The organism is Massilia eurypsychrophila (assembly GCF_002760655.1).
In the GTDB taxonomy this organism is placed as follows: domain Bacteria; phylum Pseudomonadota; class Gammaproteobacteria; order Burkholderiales; family Burkholderiaceae_D; genus JAFCUW01.
In genome coordinates, this window is the sequence record NZ_PDOC01000007.1 from 21,717 (window position 1) to 39,210 (window position 17,494).

10 protein-coding genes are annotated in these 17,494 nt (G+C 63.0%); 9 read left to right on the forward strand and 1 reads right to left on the reverse strand.

The features are described 5' to 3' along the window. The first annotated feature begins 1 nt into the window (after position 1). The 6 genes from CR105_RS13165 to CR105_RS13190 all read left to right on the forward strand — a co-directional run bounded on the left by CR105_RS13165 (position 2) and on the right by CR105_RS13190 (position 4,859). Complete coding sequence (locus CR105_RS13165) at positions 2-1,360, forward strand: HlyD family type I secretion periplasmic adaptor subunit (RefSeq protein WP_099788922.1); 1,359 nt, start codon at positions 2-4, stop codon at positions 1,358-1,360. Positions 1,361-1,367: 7 nt separating this feature from the next. Then, a complete protein-coding gene (locus tag CR105_RS13170; RefSeq protein WP_099788923.1) occupies positions 1,368-2,708 on the forward strand; it encodes a TolC family outer membrane protein in 1,341 nt (446 codons plus the stop codon). A gap of 161 nt (positions 2,709-2,869) precedes the next feature. Next, positions 2,870-3,982: an acyltransferase family protein gene (locus CR105_RS13175; protein ID WP_180288184.1), complete on the forward strand. Its 1,113-nt coding sequence runs from the start codon at positions 2,870-2,872 to the stop codon at positions 3,980-3,982. A 43-nt stretch (positions 3,983-4,025) separates the two neighbouring features. Beyond that, the gene (locus tag CR105_RS13180) at positions 4,026-4,193 is read left to right on the forward strand and encodes a CPCC family cysteine-rich protein (protein WP_218968695.1); all 168 of its coding nucleotides are present in this window, start codon (positions 4,026-4,028) and stop codon (positions 4,191-4,193) included. A gap of 106 nt (positions 4,194-4,299) precedes the next feature. Continuing rightward, on the forward strand, positions 4,300-4,539 hold the full coding sequence (locus CR105_RS13185; protein WP_099788925.1) for a type II toxin-antitoxin system ParD family antitoxin: 240 nt from the start codon (positions 4,300-4,302) through the stop codon (positions 4,537-4,539). After that, complete coding sequence (locus CR105_RS13190) at positions 4,536-4,859, forward strand: type II toxin-antitoxin system RelE/ParE family toxin (protein WP_099788926.1); 324 nt, start codon at positions 4,536-4,538, stop codon at positions 4,857-4,859. The genes CR105_RS13185 and CR105_RS13190 overlap by 4 nt, the downstream gene beginning before the upstream one ends. A gap of 94 nt (positions 4,860-4,953) precedes the next feature. Here the strand turns inward: CR105_RS13190 and CR105_RS13195 are convergent, their stop codons facing one another. After that, entirely contained in the window at positions 4,954-5,859 is a 906-nt protein-coding gene (locus CR105_RS13195) for a sulfurtransferase (RefSeq protein ID WP_099788927.1), read from the reverse strand. Positions 5,860-6,112: 253 nt separating this feature from the next. On the opposite strand from CR105_RS13195, the gene CR105_RS13200 reads away from it, so the two are divergent. The 3 genes from CR105_RS13200 (at position 6,113) to CR105_RS13210 (ending at position 17,433) form a co-directional block, all read left to right on the forward strand. Further along, positions 6,113-6,610: a hypothetical protein gene (locus CR105_RS13200; RefSeq protein WP_131021726.1), complete on the forward strand. Its 498-nt coding sequence runs from the start codon at positions 6,113-6,115 to the stop codon at positions 6,608-6,610. Between the two features lie 50 nt (positions 6,611-6,660). Continuing rightward, the gene (gene dnaE / locus CR105_RS13205) at positions 6,661-10,197 is read left to right on the forward strand and encodes a DNA polymerase III subunit alpha (protein ID WP_229413926.1); all 3,537 of its coding nucleotides are present in this window, start codon (positions 6,661-6,663) and stop codon (positions 10,195-10,197) included. Between the two features lie 456 nt (positions 10,198-10,653). Beyond that, positions 10,654-17,433: a DUF4214 domain-containing protein gene (locus tag CR105_RS13210; RefSeq protein WP_099788930.1), complete on the forward strand. Its 6,780-nt coding sequence runs from the start codon at positions 10,654-10,656 to the stop codon at positions 17,431-17,433. The last annotated feature ends 61 nt before the right edge of the window (positions 17,434-17,494 follow it).

Below are 17,494 nucleotides of genomic sequence, written 5' to 3' on the forward strand. Positions count from 1 at the left end.
AATGAATCTGGTAAAAAAACAGACGGACGTGGCCGAAGTTGTCACCCATGAAGTCACTCCGGTAACCGTCAATACCGATGCCAGCGCGTATTCGCGCTTCGGCTGGATCATCGTGCTGGTCGGTTTTGGCGGCTTCCTGTTGTGGGCGTTGTTCGCTCCGCTCGACAAGGGCGTGCCGTTGTCGGGCGTCGTCACCAGCGAGTCGAACCGCCAGGCGGTACAGCACCAGGCCGGCGGCACGGTACGCCAATTGCTGGTGCAAGAAGGCTCCGCGGTCAAGGCTGGCCAGGTGCTGGTCAAGATGAATCCGGTCACGGCGCAGTCGCAAACCGACATTTCGCGCGGCCAGTACATGACTGCGCGCGCCACCGAGGCGCGCCTGATTGCCGAGCGCGACGGCGCCGGCAAGGTCGTGTTCCCCGCCGATCTGCTGGCGCAAAAAGGCGACCCGCGTGCCCAGGAAGTAATGAGTTTGCAAAGCCAGTTGTTTTCGTCACGCCAGATGTCGTTGCAAAACGAGCTGGCCTCCTACGACCAGAACATCGCCGGCCTCAAGGTCCAGGCCAGCAGTACCCGCGAGTCGCTCGAGAGCAAGAAAATCCAGGCCGGTCTGCTGAAAGAGCAGTTGGCGGGAATGCGCGACCTGGCCAGGGAAGGCTACGTCGCCCGCAACAAGCTGCTTGAACTGGAACGCATCTACGCCCAGCTCAACGGCGCGATTTCCGAAGATATCGGCATGATTGGCAAGATTCAGCACCAGGTAACTGAGTTCACGCTGCGCCGCAGCCAGAAAGCGCAGGACTATCAAAAAGAAGTGCGCACCGTGCTGACCGATATCCAGAAAGAGGCGGAAGCGCTGTCGAGCCGCATGGACGCGCAGAATTACGAACTGGCCAATGTCGACGTCAAGGCTCCTGCCGACGGCGTCGTTGTCGGTCTGAACGTGTTTACCAATGGCGGCGTGGTGCCGCCAGGGTTTCGCATGATGGACATTGTGCCGAGCGGCGCGCCGCTGGTCGTCGAAGGCCAGTTGCCGGTCAACCTGGTTGACCGCGTCCACGTCGGCCTGCCGGTCGAGCTGATGTTCTCGGCCTTCAACGTCAACAAGACACCGCACATCCCAGGCGAGGTCGTCAATGTCGCGGCTGACCGCACGGTGGAAGAGCGCACCGGTTTTGCGTACTACAAGGTGCGCGTCAAGGTAACGCCGGCAGGCGCGGCCTTGGTTGCCAAGCACAAGATGGCCATCCAGTCCGGCATGCCGGTCGACCTGTTCGTCAAGACTGGCGAGCGCACCATGATGAACTACCTGTTGAAGCCCATCTTCGACCGGGCGAATTCATCGCTGAGTGAGGAATAACGTGCACATGTTTAAGAAAACGACCGGGGCATTGCGCCTGTGCGCCCTGGGCGCCGCCATGGCCCTTGGCGCCGGAACGGCGTCGGCGATCAACTTGCAGCAGGCCTACGATGCGGCCCTGAAAAACGACCCGACCTTCAAGATGGGTATCTACGAGAACGAGGCGGGTAAGGAGAGCCGCATCATCGGCCGCGCCGCGCTGCTGCCCAACATCAGCGCCAGCTACAGCTCGACCCGCAACCGCGTCGACCAGACTCAGGTTATCGGCGGCAAAGATGTACTGAGCCATCCGCAATACATCAGCCGCGGCGCCGCGATCCAGCTGCGCCAGCCACTGTTCAACATGGAAGGCTACGCGCGCTATCGCCAGGGCGTGGCGCAGAGCAAGGAAGCGGAAGCCAAGTTCGAAATGAGCGCGGATGAAGTGGCGGTGCGTGTCGCGCAGGCTTACTTCGAGACGCTGTTTTCCAACGACCAGCTGACCTTGGTCATGGCCGAGCGCGACGCCTTCGTCGAGCACATGAAAGTAAACAAGCGCCTGTTCGAAAAAGGCGAGGGCACCAAGACTGACATGCTGGAAATCCAGGCACGCCTCGATCTGTCCGAAGCGAAGGTGCTCGAAGCGCAAGATGCATTGACCGCTGCCCGCAACACGCTGGAAGGGCTGATGGGCATGACCGCGGATAGCTTGGCGCCGCTGGCGCCGAACTTCCGCATCGAGCGCATCACTCCCGCCACGTTCGAAGAATGGCGCGCGATCGCGCTGGAGAACAATCCCGAGCTGAAGGCGGCGCGGCTGGCGGTCGAAGTGTACCAGCAGGAAGTGAAGAAAATCCGGGCCGGCCACATGCCGCGTCTGGACCTGATCGCCACGTACAGCAACAACGATTCCGAGACGATTTCGACCTTTAACCAGAGCACGCTGAACCGGTCCGTCGGTATCCAGCTCAACGTGCCTTTGTATGCCGGTGGGCAGGTCAGCGCGTCGTCGCGCCAGGCCGCCGCCGCGGTCGAGCGTTACAAGGCCGAGCTTGATGTGCGCACCAACCGCATGCTGGTGGAGTTGCGCAAAGCCCATGGCGTTGTCGTCAGCAGCACGGCGCGCGTCAATGCGCTCGTCAAGGCGGTCGAGTCGGGCAACCTGCTGATGAAGGCGACCGAGCAAAGCATCAAGGGCGGCGTTCGCATCAACCTCGACCTGTTGAACGCGCAGCAGCAGATGGTCACCAGCCAGCGCGACCTGGCGCAGGCGCGCTATGGCTATCTGCTCGGCGTGCTGCGCCTGAAAGCGGCCGCCGGCACCCTGACCGGCGCTGACGTGAGCGAGATTGCCGCTTATTTCCGCTAAGCGCTGACCGGCCGCGTGCGGCCCCAGCGGCAAAGCCCGGCTCTGCCGGGTTTTTTTTGACGGTGTCCACCGCGAGGCCGGCGTTGAAAGCCTGTTTCGCCAGGTGCGGATACCTTACAATGCTTGCGCAAGTTTCAATTTCGCAAGTAACCAGGCCGCTCATGAAATCGCTCAATATTGCCTACAATCCGCGCATCGACCAGCTGCGCTGGCTGGCGGCCACGATCGTCTTCCTGTTTCACTTCAACATCGAGTACCGCAGCCTGGGTGGCAACGGCATCGGCAGCAAGTGGCTCGGCCTGCTCAGCGAAGGGCACACCGGCGTCGGCCTGTTCTTCACGCTGTCCGGATTTCTGTTCATGCAGATTGCCTTGCACAAGGAAACCATCGTCTATGGCGACTTCCTGCGCAACCGTCTGCTGCGCATCGCACCGCTATTCCTGACAATCTTCATGGTGGCCACCTCGATCGGCCGCGACAAGTTTCAGCCGCAGGACATTCTCTACATCTTCACCAGCAACCTCGGCATGGCGCCGACCTCGCTGACCGTCATCACCGGCGCGGCCTGGTGCATCTCGCTCGAATTTACCTTTTACCTGATCTTCCCTTTCCTCGCCCGTTTCGCGATGGAGCGCGGTCCGCGCTACCTGGTCAAGCTGCTGCTGCTGATGCTGTTCTTCAAGGTCGCGTCGTACACCGTCAGCGACAAGGGCACGCTGATGTTTTTCAGCACTTTCGTCGGCCGCTTCGACCAGTTCCTGGTCGGCATGCTGGCGGCGATGCTGTACCGTCAGCGCAGCGCCTCGCTGCATCGCGCTTCGCCGTTTCTGGTGCCGCTGGCCGCCGTGCTGGTGGTGGCCAACAGCGCCATGCAGGCAACCGTGGCGCCGTTCGATCCGGCGCAGGCGAAGTCCTTGTTCTGGATATTCTGGTCGACGCTGGAGAGCGTCGGCTGGGCAATCTTCATCGTTGCGTGGGTGTCGTTCGACAAGGGCTTGCCCGTCTGGCTGGAAAAAGTGCTATGCCACGGCGGCAAGGTCAGCTTCTCGTTCTACCTGCTGCACATGGCGATGCTGCACCTGCTGGCGCAGTCGGTTGGCATGCTGCAGATTCCTGGCCTCGGTGTCGGTAATGCGGTGCTGATGCTCGTTGGCAGCTATGCGGCGACGTGGGCGCTTGCCACGATCAGTTACAGCACGATCGAGGAGCCGTTCCTGCGCATGCGCCGTGCCTACGGCGCGATAAAGCCGCCAACACTGGTGGAGGCGAAATAAAATCTGCGGTCCAATGTTAGGTTCACTGGCTGGAGTAATTGGTATGAACGAGAAGAAAGTTGTGGAGCAAGATTTAAGCGACCTATTGCCGTGCCCTTGCTGCGGCACCGCAACGGTCGATATATCAGGAGACTATGAGATTTGCCAACTATGTGGGCGGAGGATGATCCTGTTCCTGACCGCGCTGGCGGTGCCAATGGAAGCAGCTTGAATGAAGCGCGATGGGAGTGGAACGCGCGAATGACGTCAGGGAAAGCTTGAGGACATTCGCTGGGGCGTGTCTTGCCAAATGATGCCAATGGATCTATCATAAATCCATGAATACGATGAGTATCTCCCTTCCCGATGCACTGAAATCGTTCGTCGACGAGCAAGTGGCCGAGCGAGGCTACAGCACGAGCAGTGAATACGTGCATGAATTGATTCGGAATGATGCAGATAGGCTTCATTTGCGCGCTCTGCTGCTTGAAGGAGCAGCCTCCGCTCCAGCTGCGCCAGCAGATGCTGCCTATTTCGAAGCTTTGCGCGAGCGAGTCCAGAGACGTGTTCGCGGGTGAGTTCCAAACCCATCGTCCCGCGCGAGCTGGCGGACCAGGATGTGGAAGAGGCCATTGAGTACTACCTGAGCGAGGGCGCGGAACAGGCTGCATTAGGTTTCATCGCGGCGTTGGAGCAGGCGTTCACTCACGTTGGGCGTCATGCTGCTACTGGCTCAGCCCGCTACGATTATGAGTTGAATATTCCAGGCCTGCGCTCCTGGCCGCTGACGCGTTATCCCTATCTGGTATTTTATATAGAGCGCGACAATCATATTGACGTCTGGCGCGTATTGCAAAGCCAGCGTGATATCGCTAAATGGCTGTCTGCTAACACCTAGGCCGGTCGAAATTTAGCCCGGTCTCTGCAGGGCCTTTTGCGAAACGATCTGGACGTCGCGACGTGTGACTCCGGCCCGCCCGCAAGACCGCTTCTTACTCTTGCACGGCATCCGTCGCGGGCGCGCAGTGCGGGCACGACACCTCATACACATAGCGCGGATCGAGCTGCTGGCGCGGCGTCACCACCGCGCGGCAGGCGAAGCACTGTACCGTCACCGTCGGCTCGAGCTGCGGGTTGAGCGCGGTGCGGTAATCAAACACGAAGCAGTCGCCGGTGTAGTGCTCGCCGCCGACGTCCTCGAAATACTTCAGGATCCCGCCTTCTAACTGGTAGACGCTGTCGTAGCCGATGTTCTGCATGTGGATCGCCGCTTTTTCGCAGCGGATGCCGCCGGTGCAAAAGGTCACGACGGTCTTGTCGGCCAGCGCATCCTTGTTGGCCGCGATCACTTCCGGGAACTCGGTGAACTTGGCGATGCGGTAGTCGATCGTGTTGTTGAACGTGCCCACGTCGACTTCAAATGCATTGCGCGTATCGACCATCACCACCGGCTTGCCGTTGTCGTCGTGGCCCTGGTCGAGCCAGCGCTTCAGCGTGGTCGGCGCCACTGCCGGCGCCCGTCCCAGCTCCGGCTTGATCAGCGGCATGCGCATCGTGATGATCTCTTTCTTGATCTTCACCAGCATGCGCTTGTGCGACTGCTCTTCCGAATAGCTCTCCTTGACCTCGATATCGGCAAAGCGCACGTCGCTGCGCAGCCACGCCAGGAAGCGGTCGATCTGCGAGCGCGGGCCCGACAGGAACAGGTTGATGCCTTCCGGCGTCAGCAGGATGGTGCCTTTCAGGCCGAGTTCCTTGCAAATCTCCTGGTACTGCGGGCGCATCTCCTCGGTATTGTCGAAGGTGACGAACTTGTAGGCGGCGATGTTGACGTGCGCGGCGGCGGCTGCGATGGTCTGCGCCTCCGCGGAGGCAGCGTGGTCGATGATGGCGTGCATGATTGCTAACTGAAGAATGTAGGACAGCCGCTATTATAAGCTGCCTGCCACGCTGCTTGAATCGCCGAAAAGCTGGTGTCAGGTCTGACATTCGGACATTACCGAAGCAAATGTCCGAATGTCAGACCTGACACCAGCTTTTTCGACGCTCTACTCCTAAGTACGCACCCGACTTGGCGCAAGCTGGATATGTTCCAAACATGATAACTTTGATGGATTGCCCGTTCTAGGGCTGCAATCCGGAATGGGAATCATGCGTCTATATCGAATCGGGGCATCACCGCGCCAGGTGGACCGCGCCGCCGACCAGCCGTTCGCCGCGTTGCTGCGCGACGGCGACCAGCTCCTCGATGTCGGTACCGACAGCACCATCTCGGCGCGCTTCACCGAGCACATCGCTTGTGACGTCATCTGCATCGACGTCGAAAACTTCCGCCTCGACGCCGTCGACTGCCTGCGAAGCACAATTGCGCGCTGCAAGCCACTGGTTGTGCTCGACGTCAACCACTGGCGCCTGCACGACTGCCAGCGCACCACGCTGCCCGATTTCCTCGCCGCGCTGCGCACCGTCTTCCCGCTGCTGTACGCGGTCGCCGTCGACAGCGTGCACGACCTGCACGACATCGACGGCGCCTGCCTGGCGATGTACCGCCACATCGCCAGCGAGCTGCGCTATCCGGCCTTGCTGGGCGCCTTCGACACAACGCGCCTGCCAAAAGTTACCGCGAGCAGCATTGCCCGGGCGCGGTAAAATAGCGCTTCTTCGCACAGCTGGGCAATTGCAAAATGAGTATGGATGTCATGGATCTTGGGTCTGAAGCGGTGGCCGCACCGGCGAAGCCGGCGGCGCCGGCGTTTGTCCACCTTCGCGTGCACTCCGAATACTCGATCGTCGACGGCCTGGTGCGCATCGACGACATTATCAAAGCCGCCGCCAACGACAAGCAGCCGGCGCTGGCGATGACCGACCTGGCCAACCTGTTCGGCATGGTCAAGTTCTACAAGGCCGCGCGCGGCAAGGGCATCAAGCCGGTGATCGGCGTCGACGCCTGGATCACCAACGACGACAACCGCGACCGCCCATCGCGCCTGCTGCTGCTGGCGAAAAACCACACCGGCTACCTGCAGCTGTGCGAGCTGCTCTCGCGCGCCTGGCTCACCAACCAGCACAAGGGCCGCGCCGAAATCCGCGCCGACTGGCTCGAGGCGCTCGCCACCAGCACGTCGTCGCTGCATCCCGATCAGACGCAGGCCAATGGCCTCATCGTGCTGTCCGGCGCCCATTTCGGCGACGTCGGCCAGGCCATCGAAAACGGCGACCTGGCGCTGGCCGAACGCCGCGCCGCGCGCTGGGCCGCGGTCTTCCCCGGCCACTTCTACATGGAAGTGCAGCGCTCCGGCCAGCCGAACCAGGAGCCGCAGCTGCGCCACACCGTCGCGCTGGCGGCCAGGCTTGGCCTGCCGGTGGTGGCGACGCACCCGGTGCAGTTCCTCTCGCCCGACGAATTCATCGCCCACGAAGCGCGCACCTGCATCGCCGAAGGCGAGATGCTGGCCAACGCCAAGCGGGTCAAGCGCTTCAATGAAGAGATGCGCTTCAAGACCCAAGCCGAGATGGCCGAGCTGTTCGTCGACATGCCGGCGGCGCTGGCCAACTCGGTCGAAATCGCCAAGCGCTGCAACGTCGTTCTCACCCTCGGCAAACCGCAGCTGCCGGACTTCCCGACGCCGCCCGGCATGACGATCGACCAGTTCCTGGTGTCCGAATCGATGGCCGGCCTCGAACAGCGATTGCTGCAGCTGTACCCCGATCCCGTCAAGCGCGAAGCCGAGCGACCGCGCTACGAGGCGCGCCTCAAGTTCGAGACCGACACCATCTGCAACATGAAATTTCCCGGCTACTTCCTCATCGTGGCCGAGTTCATCAAGTGGGCCAAGGAAAACGGCGTGCCGGTCGGACCGGGCCGCGGCTCGGGAGCGGGCTCGCTGGTGGCGTATTCGCTGCTGATCACCGACCTCGATCCCCTGCAGTACAACCTGCTGTTCGAGCGCTTCCTCAATCCTGAACGCGTCTCGATGCCCGACTTCGACATCGACTTCTGCCAGGAAGGGCGCGACCGCGTCATCCAGCACGTCAAGGATTTGTACGGCAAGGAGGCGGTCTCGCAGATCGCCACTTTCGGTACCATGGCCGCCAAGGGCGCCATCCGCGACGTCGGCCGCGTGCTCGATTTCGGCTACAACTTCTGCGACGGTATCTCCAAGCTGATCCCGTTCAAGCCGGGCAAACCGGTGACCATCGCTGACGCCATCGCCGAAGAACCGCAATTGGCCGAGCGGCTGGAAAACGAGGACGAAGTCAAGCAGCTGCTTGACCTGGCGCAGCAGGTCGAAGGCATCGCCCGTAACATCGGCATGCACGCCGGCGGTGTGCTCATCGCGCCGGGCAAGCTGACCGACTTCTGCCCGCTGTACACGCAGGGCGGCGACTCCGGCGTGGTGTCGCAATACGACAAGGACGACGTCGAAGCCGTCGGTCTCGTCAAGTTCGACTTCTTGGGCCTGACCACGCTGACTATTCTCGATCGCGCGGTACGCTACATCAAGCAGCTCGATCCGGCCAACGCCGACTTCGACCTGGCCAAGCTGCCGCTCAACGACCGGCCGTCGTACGAGCTCCTGACCAAGGCGAAGACGGTCGCCATCTTCCAGCTCGAGTCGCGCGGCATGCAGGGCATGCTGAAAGACGCGCGGCCCGACCGCTTCGAGGACATCATCGCGCTCGTCGCGCTGTACCGTCCGGGCCCGATGGACCTGATCCCCGACTTCTGCAAGCGCAAGCACGGCGAGAAGTTCGACTATCCCGATCCGCGCACCGAGGCGATTCTCTCCGAGACCTACGGCATCATGGTCTACCAGGAGCAGGTCATGCAGATGGCGCAGATCGTCGGCGGCTATTCGCTCGGCGGCGCCGACATGCTGCGCCGCGCGATGGGTAAAAAGAAGGCCGAAGAGATGGCCGAGCACCGCGAGGTCTTCCGCGCCGGCGCCGCCAAGGATGGCCTGACCGCGCAGAAGGCCGACGAGATCTTCGACCTGATGGAAAAGTTCGCCGGCTACGGCTTTAACAAGTCGCACGCCGCCGCCTACGCGCTGCTGTCGTACCACACCGCGTATTTGAAAGCGCACCACACGGCAGCGTTCATGGCCGCCAACCTGTCGCTGGCGATGGACGACACCGACAAGATCAAGATCCTGGTCGAAGACGCGATCGACGTCTGCCACCTGACGTTGCTGCCGCCCGATATCAACCACTCCGACTACCGCTTCACGCCGGAAGGCGCGGCGCCATCCGTCACCGGCAAGCGCGTCACCAACATCCGCTATGGCCTGGGCGCGGTCAAGGGCTCCGGCCAGTCGGCGATCGAGGCGATCATCGCCGCGCGCACCAGCGGCGGCGCCTTCACCGACCTGTTCGACTTCTGCAAGCGGGTCGACCGCAAGCAGATTAACCGCCGCACCATCGAGTCCTTGATCCGCGCCGGCGCCATGGACTGCTTCAAGGTCGACCGCGCCATCCTGCTCGCCTCGGTCGCCTTTGCGGTCGAATGCGCCGACCAGGAGCAAAAGGCGGCCAACCAGGTCAGCCTGTTCGGCGGCGACGACAGCGACCTGGTGGCGCCGCCGGAGTACGTCAAGACGGCGCCGTGGAGCGAGAAGCAGAAGCTGTCCGAGGAAAAAATCGCGCTCGGCTTCTACCTGTCGGGCCACATGTTCGACACGTACTCGGACGAGGTGCGCCGCTTTGCCCGCACCAAGCTCAAAGACCTCGATCCGTCGCGCGAGCCGCGCATGCTGTGCGGCGTGATCACCGGCGTGCGCAGCCAGATGACGCAGCGCGGCCGCATCCTGATCGTCTCGCTCGACGACAAGACCGCGGTGGTCGAAGTGACCGTCTACAGCGAAGTGTTCGACGCCAACAAGAACATCTTCAAGGAAGACGAATTCCTTCTGGTGGTGGGCAAGGTGTCGGAAGATCGCTTCAACGGTGGCCTGCGCATCACGGCCGAAAAGGTCTACGACATCGCCTTGTCGCGCATCCAGTACGGCCACCGGCTGGCGATGACGATGGCCTGCAACGTCAATCCGGCCAAGGTGGCCGAGGTGCTGCAGCCGTACCGCAACGCCGATGGCCTGCCGGTGGCGCTGCGCATCAAGCCGCAGGGCGTCGAATGCACGCTGCAGCTGGGCGACGAGTGGCGCGTGGCGCCGTCGGACGCGCTGCAGCTGGCGCTCGAGCAGGTGCTCGGCGCCAAAGAGGTCGCGGTCGAGTACTAGCCACGCCGTTTCAACGCGCAACTTAGACGTCGTTGCTGTCATTGGCAGCAACGACTTTGTCGTTTATCCGCCCATGCGACGCTGACGGCGGCGGTATTTGCAACCCATAATCCCGCGCGAGCGGCTTCGCGAATGCCCCGGCTCGTCGGCAAAGTTTTTCAACGGTCTCCCGAGTTGAGATCAGCCCGCGCTTCATCCTTCAACTTTAGTTTTCCCCTCTGATCTCTACTGATCTTCGCTCAGCCGCGCGCGCACAACTGCACCCAAGAAAACACGCGTTCCCAATTAAATACATGAATATTCAATTAATATATTGCCTTGCAGATATATTTAGCATAACATTAGAGCCTGATTTTTATTGATTGCAGGAAACAAAAACACTTAAATTGCGCTATCGTTCCACCGCGTGCTGTCGACCCCCGACTGTCCGTCCCACTGACCCTGAAAAACGCCCCCATGACCACCGCCACCTCCAGCAGCACCTCCGCCAGTTTCGTCGCCCAGTTGTACGCGCAGTTCTTGCGCCGCCCGGCCGACGCCGCAGGCCTGAACTACTGGAGCAGCCAGATCGACAGCGGTAAGGTCAACGCTGCCGAAGTGAGCGCGCAGTTCATGGCCGGCGACGAATTCCAGCACACCATCGACCCGGTCGTGCGCCTCTATTTTGCAGCGTTCGGCCGCAGTCCGGATCCGACCGGCCTGGCCTACTGGGTCGACGCCATCCACGCCGGCGCGACCGTGGCGCAGATCGGCGCCGTATTTGCCGGTGCGCCCGAGTTCCGTTCGCTGCACGGCGCGGTCGACGACAGCGCCTTCCTCGACTTGCTGTACCAGCAGGCTTTCAACCGCATGCCTGACCCTGCGGGCAAGGCCTATTTCCTCGACCTGATGGTGCACGGCGTGAGCCGCGGCGACGTCGTCGTCAACTTCTCCCAGGCCGCCGAAATGACCGCCAGCCTGGGCGCGACCATCAAGGTCGTCGAGCAGTACCTCGCCGTGCAGCAGGCGCTGCCCGACGCCGGCGAACTCGCCGCGGCCCTGGCTAGCGCCGGTTCGGCCGCGCTGTTCATCAAGCTGTACGCCGATGACGGCTACAGCGGCGTCGCGGTGCCGTTCCTCAGCCGCGCTGGCGTCGTCGCCGACGGCTACGTCAAGGGCGCCACCGTGACCATGACCTATATCGATCCCGTCGATGGCGTCACCCGCACCGTCAGCCGTGTCACCGATGATCATGGCAAGTTCGATTTCGGCAGCCAGGCCGGTTTCGGCGACCTGGTGCAAACCGGCGGCATCGACATCTCGACCGGCGCGCTTGTGAACGGCAGCTTCCGCGCCATCGCCGGTTCCAGCGTCATCAACCCTTTGACCACGCTGGTGCACGCCCTGACTGCCGACGGCAAACACAGCGCCGCCGACGCCGCCGCGCTGGTCAAGGCCAAGCTGGGCATCGACGCGTCGGTCGACTTGGGCAGCTATGACCCGATCGCCGTACTGGGCCGGCCCGACAGCGCCGCCGCCGCGCAGGCGACCGCGCTGAAGGTGCAGGCGTTGCTGGCGCAGGTCAATACCGCCATGGGCCAGATCGGCGCCGTGCTGAGCGGCGGCGGCGTTGCCGGCGTTGACGCCGGCGCCAATGCCGCCATCGAAGCGCTCGCCGCCATGCTCGATGGCGCCGCCGGCGCCGGCGCCGTCGACCTGGCCTCGGCTGGCACCGCCGCCCAGTTGCTCAAGGACGCCGGCGCCATCGCCGGCGCCAGCGTCGCCCAGGCGGCCGTCATCGCCGCCATCGCCGCCGATGCGGGCGCGGCGATCGCCAACCTGAACCATGCCATCGCCGACGCCGCCGGCGCCACCGGCGGCACCGCCCAGTCGCACCTGGTTGCCATCGCCAGCGTCCAGGTGGCCGCCGAGGTGATCGAGTCGGGCATGGCCAGCGGCGCCGCCGCCGGCAACCTGGCCCCGAGCGCCGCCGCGACCGCTGGCGTCGCCCTGGAGCAGGCCATCAAGGCCGGCGCCGCCCTGGTGGGCGACGTCAACGGCGACGGCAAGGCCGATCCGGTACTGCCGCCGGCGCCAGCGCCGCAGCCGCAGCCGCAGCCGCAGCCGAATCCGACCCCTGGCGCCGTCGGCGTGCAACTGGCGCCGGCCGACGACACCGGCGTCAGTGGCGACCTGATCACCAAGAACGCCTCCGTGACCTTGAACCTGAGCGCCATCGACACCGGCGCCACGGTCTGGCTCGACAAAAACAGCAACGGCCGGTACGACGCGAACATCGACACCATCGCCACCGTTACCGGCAACAGCGCGACCGTTTCGGCCAGTCTGGCGGCCAGCGCCAATGCCTTGAGCGTCTACCAACAAAACGTTCATGGCAATGTATCGACCGTCAGCACCGTCACCGTGACGCGCGACAGTGCGGCCCCGTCGGCCGACCTTTATACCGCGGTCACCCAGGTCCAGGCCTCCACCAGCGACGCCAACTACAGCACCGGCGACAAGATCACCGTCCACTTCAGCGAAGCGGTCAACGTCGTCAACTTCCTGGCCGGCAGCGTGGCCGTCAGCGGCGGCCATTTGCTCGGCGAGGACGCCGTTTTTGCCGCCGTCGACGCCGTGGGCGGTTACGCCAGCTTGTACACGGTCACGCTGGGCGCCAATTCGAACATGGTGGCCGGCGATACATTGGTATTTAGGACCGCTCGCATCACCGACAAGGCCGGCAACGCCGCCATCGGTGATGACAGCGTGACCTTCACGCTGCCGGCCGTGCCAGATGCAATCGCGCCGGACGCGCCGATGGTCAGCCTGACGACCGATAGCGGCGCCTCCAGCAGCGACAAGCTCAGCACCAGCGCTGCGTTGGCGGTTTCCAACCCGGAAACCGACGCCACTGTCGAGTACACACTCAATGGCGGCAGCACCTGGATCAGCCAGTCGGCCTACACCACCGCCACCACGGCCGATGGCAGTTACACGGTGCAAGTGCGCCAGACCGACGTGGGCGGCAACCATTCCCTGTCCTCCACTGCGCTGGCCATCATCAAGGACACCGCCGGCCCGGTCGCCGCCGACACCGCCCCGGTCACCCAGGTCCAGGTCTCTACCACCGACGGCAACTACAGCGCCGGCGACACGATCACCATCCACTTCAGCGAACCGGTCAGCGTCTTCGATATCGTCAACAACGGCGGCACCTACGCCAATGGGCATATCGTAAACGGTACCGGTTACAGCGGCTGGGCTGCGAACGGCGCAGTCGGCGGTTACGCTACCTCGTTCACCCTGACCCTGGGGGCCAGCAGCACCGTGGTGGCCGGCGACACCATCTCCTTTGCCAGTGGCACGGCCATCGACAAGGCCGGCAACAGCTCGGCCAGCATCATTGCCTTCACCCTGCCGGCAGTGACCGATTCGAATTCGCCGGACGCGCCGACAATCAGCGTGACCGACAGCGGCCTTTTGGGCGACAGCATCGTCAAGGACTCGACGATAGTTCTCAGCAACAAGGAAACCGGCGCCACCGTCGAATACTCGCTTAACAACGGCGCGCCCTGGCTGGACGCCGCCGCTTATAGCACCGCCACCGCCGCCGATGGCACCTACACGGTGGTCGTGCGCCAGACCGACGCCGCCTCGAATGCGTCGAACAAGTCAAGCCCGCTGACCTTCACCAAGGACGCCACCGCTGCGGCCGCGCACGCCACCGCGCCAATCGCCTCGGCCACCGGCGCATACACGGCTGGCCACACCATCACGCTCAAGTTCGATTCCGCCATCAGCGTAGCCGATTTCCAACTGAGCGCGATGGCTCTTGCGGCCAACCACACTTTCGGCTCGGGGGCTGGCATCGTTGCCGATGACGCCGTGAGCGGTTATGCCACCACGTTTACCATTACGCTGGGCACGGCGCCGACGGTGGTGGCGGGCGACGAGCTGACCTATTTCTTCGACAAGGTCATCGATATTGCCGGCAACAAGGCCCCGGACTATATCACCGTGATCTTGCCGGACATCAGCGCGCCGGTGTTCGACGCGGCCGGTTCGACCCCGGCCGACGACAGCGGCACCAGCGCGCTGAACAGCGCCATCACCCTGCATTTCGGCGAAGCGCTCAGCGCCGACAAGTCGACCCTGACCGAGGTGCTGTTGAAAGACAGCCTGGGCGTTACGGTGATGTCCACCGCCAGCATATCCGGCAACAACGTGGTGATCACGCCGGCCGCCAACCTGGTGCTCGGCAATGTCTATCACGTGGTGTGGAGCGGCTCGGCGATCAAGGATGCGGCCGGCAACGCGGCGGCCGCCGTCAGCGACGCCACCACCTTCAACTTCACCGGCGCGGGAGGCTTCACCGGCACCGTGGTGCAAGTGAATGCCTTGACGTCGATCCAGATGGACCAGGCTACCAAGGTCACGGTCAGCGACACGGCCACCAACCTGAGCGGCGCCAACTTCAACGCCGGCAACCTGGCCCATTACGTCACGCATGCCGAACGGGTGATCACCCTGAGCGAGGCCGATTTCAACACCAGTAACACGATCAAGCTTACCGTCCAGGGCAATTCCTTCGCTGTAGACATGGGCGCGCTTGGTGGCAATTCCGATCCGCTCTTCGCTGACATGGCCGATGTATTGGTCGATATTCAACTCCAGCTGATCGCCACGCTGAGCGGCGACTACACGAACTCGACCGTCACCATCGTCGGCAACACCCTGCACCTGGCCGCCAGCCTGGGCCTGGCCACCGATGCGACCATGGCGCTTGTGGTTGAGAACACCGTCAACAACAATAACGTGGCGCTGATCAGCTCGGCCCTGGCGGCGGCGGTCATCAAGCCGATCAACCTGGTGAACCAGAGCGAGGCGCCGGCCATCCTGGCGTTCAATGAGATCGATGGCCGCGCGCTCAGCTTCGACGGCTATTTCGTGCGCGGCGACAGTGTCGCCACGCTGACCGCCAACCTCCTCGACACCACTGGCTTGACCGGCGACGTGCCGACGCAGAACCTGGTGATCGACACGGCTGCCCATATCATGTCCTCTGGTTCGCTGATCGGCGATTTCATTTCCTTGGCGAATAACAACCTGGCCGGCGTGCACATCACCGACATCGCGCTGAACGTGGCCAACGCCGCAATGGTGCACACCGCCGTGGTCCATGGCCGCACCGATCCGGTCCTGTACAACGACTACAAGGTCAACGACACCTACGCCAACCTGCTCGCCAACGCCAGCAATGCCGCCGTGCTGTCCGCCACCGACGTCGACCTCGACACCACCACCATCACCGGCGCCAAGACCGTGGCCGAGATGACCGCCCTGTACGCGCTCATCGATGAAGTGCCCGGCACCCACGACCAGACCCTGACCTACACGCTCAGCGATTCGGCCGCCAACCTGTTCGACAGCAACGGCGCGCTGCTGACCGGCGTGGCGTCGCTGTTGCAAGGTGCCGGCGACGTCACCGTCACCGGTACGATCAGCCTGGCGCAGGGCGCCGTCTTGCGCAGCACCGCCAACGTCGCGCTCGATACGCTGGTATTTTCCAACCTGCATTTCAAGCTGCTCGACACGTACAGCAACTACATCAACGGCTCGGGAGTCGGCCCGTTGGTGGACCAGGCGACCATCGTCGAGGTGAGCAATGCAGTGACGGTGGCCCAGGGAACTAACGTTGTGGGCTTGTCCAGCGGCGCCGAAGTGTTCAGTATCAGCGACAGCGCCAGCGCTATCCTGGCCGGCGGCGCCACCGTCACTGCCGCCGTCGACGTGACCCCGACTGGCGCGCTGACTGTGGCCCAGGCCAACAGCCTGCAGGTACTGCATGCCAGCAACGGCATCATCAAGACCAATCATTACGACGTCAATGACCGCGGTTCGATCGTGGCCAGCCTGCTAGCCGACACCGGCAATGGGCTGAAATACGCCGACGACATCACCGTCACGTATATTAGCAGTGGCGACATGCTGTCGGCGGCCACGGCGCAAACCGTGGTCAATCTCACCAATTCCGGCAAGACCACCATTGGCATGATTCGCGACACGGCGGCCGCGCTCAACACATTCGTCCAGGCAGCGCCGAACGCAGTCGACCTGAGTTACCAGTTCATGGTGCGCGACAGCGCCGCCAATATTGTGGCGGCGATCGGCACCAATCTGGACTTCATCACCGGCAAACCGGTCGCGCAAACCGGCGACAATCCGGACGCCTATGACCATGGCGCCATCTACGTCAAGGCCACCGGCTTCGCCACTGTGGCGCAGGCCAGCACGATGTGGGCGGCGTTGTCGGCGCCGCTGGGCGCCGACAACACCTACTACGCGGTGCAGGACACCATCGCCAATCTGAATGACGTCACCATGCGTCTGGATGCGATGCATCCGCTGATTAACAGCGAGGTGGTCGAACACGTCGATTACATCCTCGTCAGCGATTCGGCGATCAATTTCCACAACGCGGAAAACGACGGCGTGATCGACGGCAGCTCGCCGCTGGTGTTGAGCGAAGCGGGGCGTTTCATCGTCACCGGTTCCATCGGCGACCAGGTCATCACCGGCAGCGCCGGCCAGGACTACATTGAGATGGGCGCCGGCAACGACGTCGTGCGTGGTGCCGGCGGCACCGATTATATCTACGGCGACGACGCGGCCAACGCTGTAGGGCAGGGCAATGACACGCTGTATGGCGGGGCCGGCAATGATTTCCTCTACGGTGGCGGCAATTCGAACAGCTTTGTCGGCGACATCCTGGTCGGCGGTGCCGGTGCGGACGTGATGTACGGCGATTCGGTTACCAACACCGGCATCACGCGCGGCGTTGATGTCTTCAAGTACGAAGGCACGACCAAGTCGACACTGGTGACCGAATCGGGCATCAACAGCCTGACGCGCGACTACATCATGGATTTCCAGATCGGCGATTCGCTCGACTTCACCGCCTTCGTCAATAACCGCGATGCGAGTCATTTCCAGTTCTTCGAGAACGCGTCCTTCGCCGGCGTCGCCACCACCGGCAGCGCGATTCAGGTGCGCTATGCGGCCAACCAGACCGTCGCCAACTACGACCTCAACGGCGACGGCGTCGCCAACGACGGCACCATCGATGGCACCGTGGTCTACATTGATGTGTCCGACAACGGCACCTTCGACGGCGTGACCGACATGCACATCGTGCTCGTCGGCAGCAACATCAACCTGACCGTCGGCGCGAGCGGCACGCTGATCGTGTCCTGACGAACTGGCCGCCGGCTCCGGCCGGCGGCCAGCGTAGGCATGGTTTCTGTCCGTGGCCGGA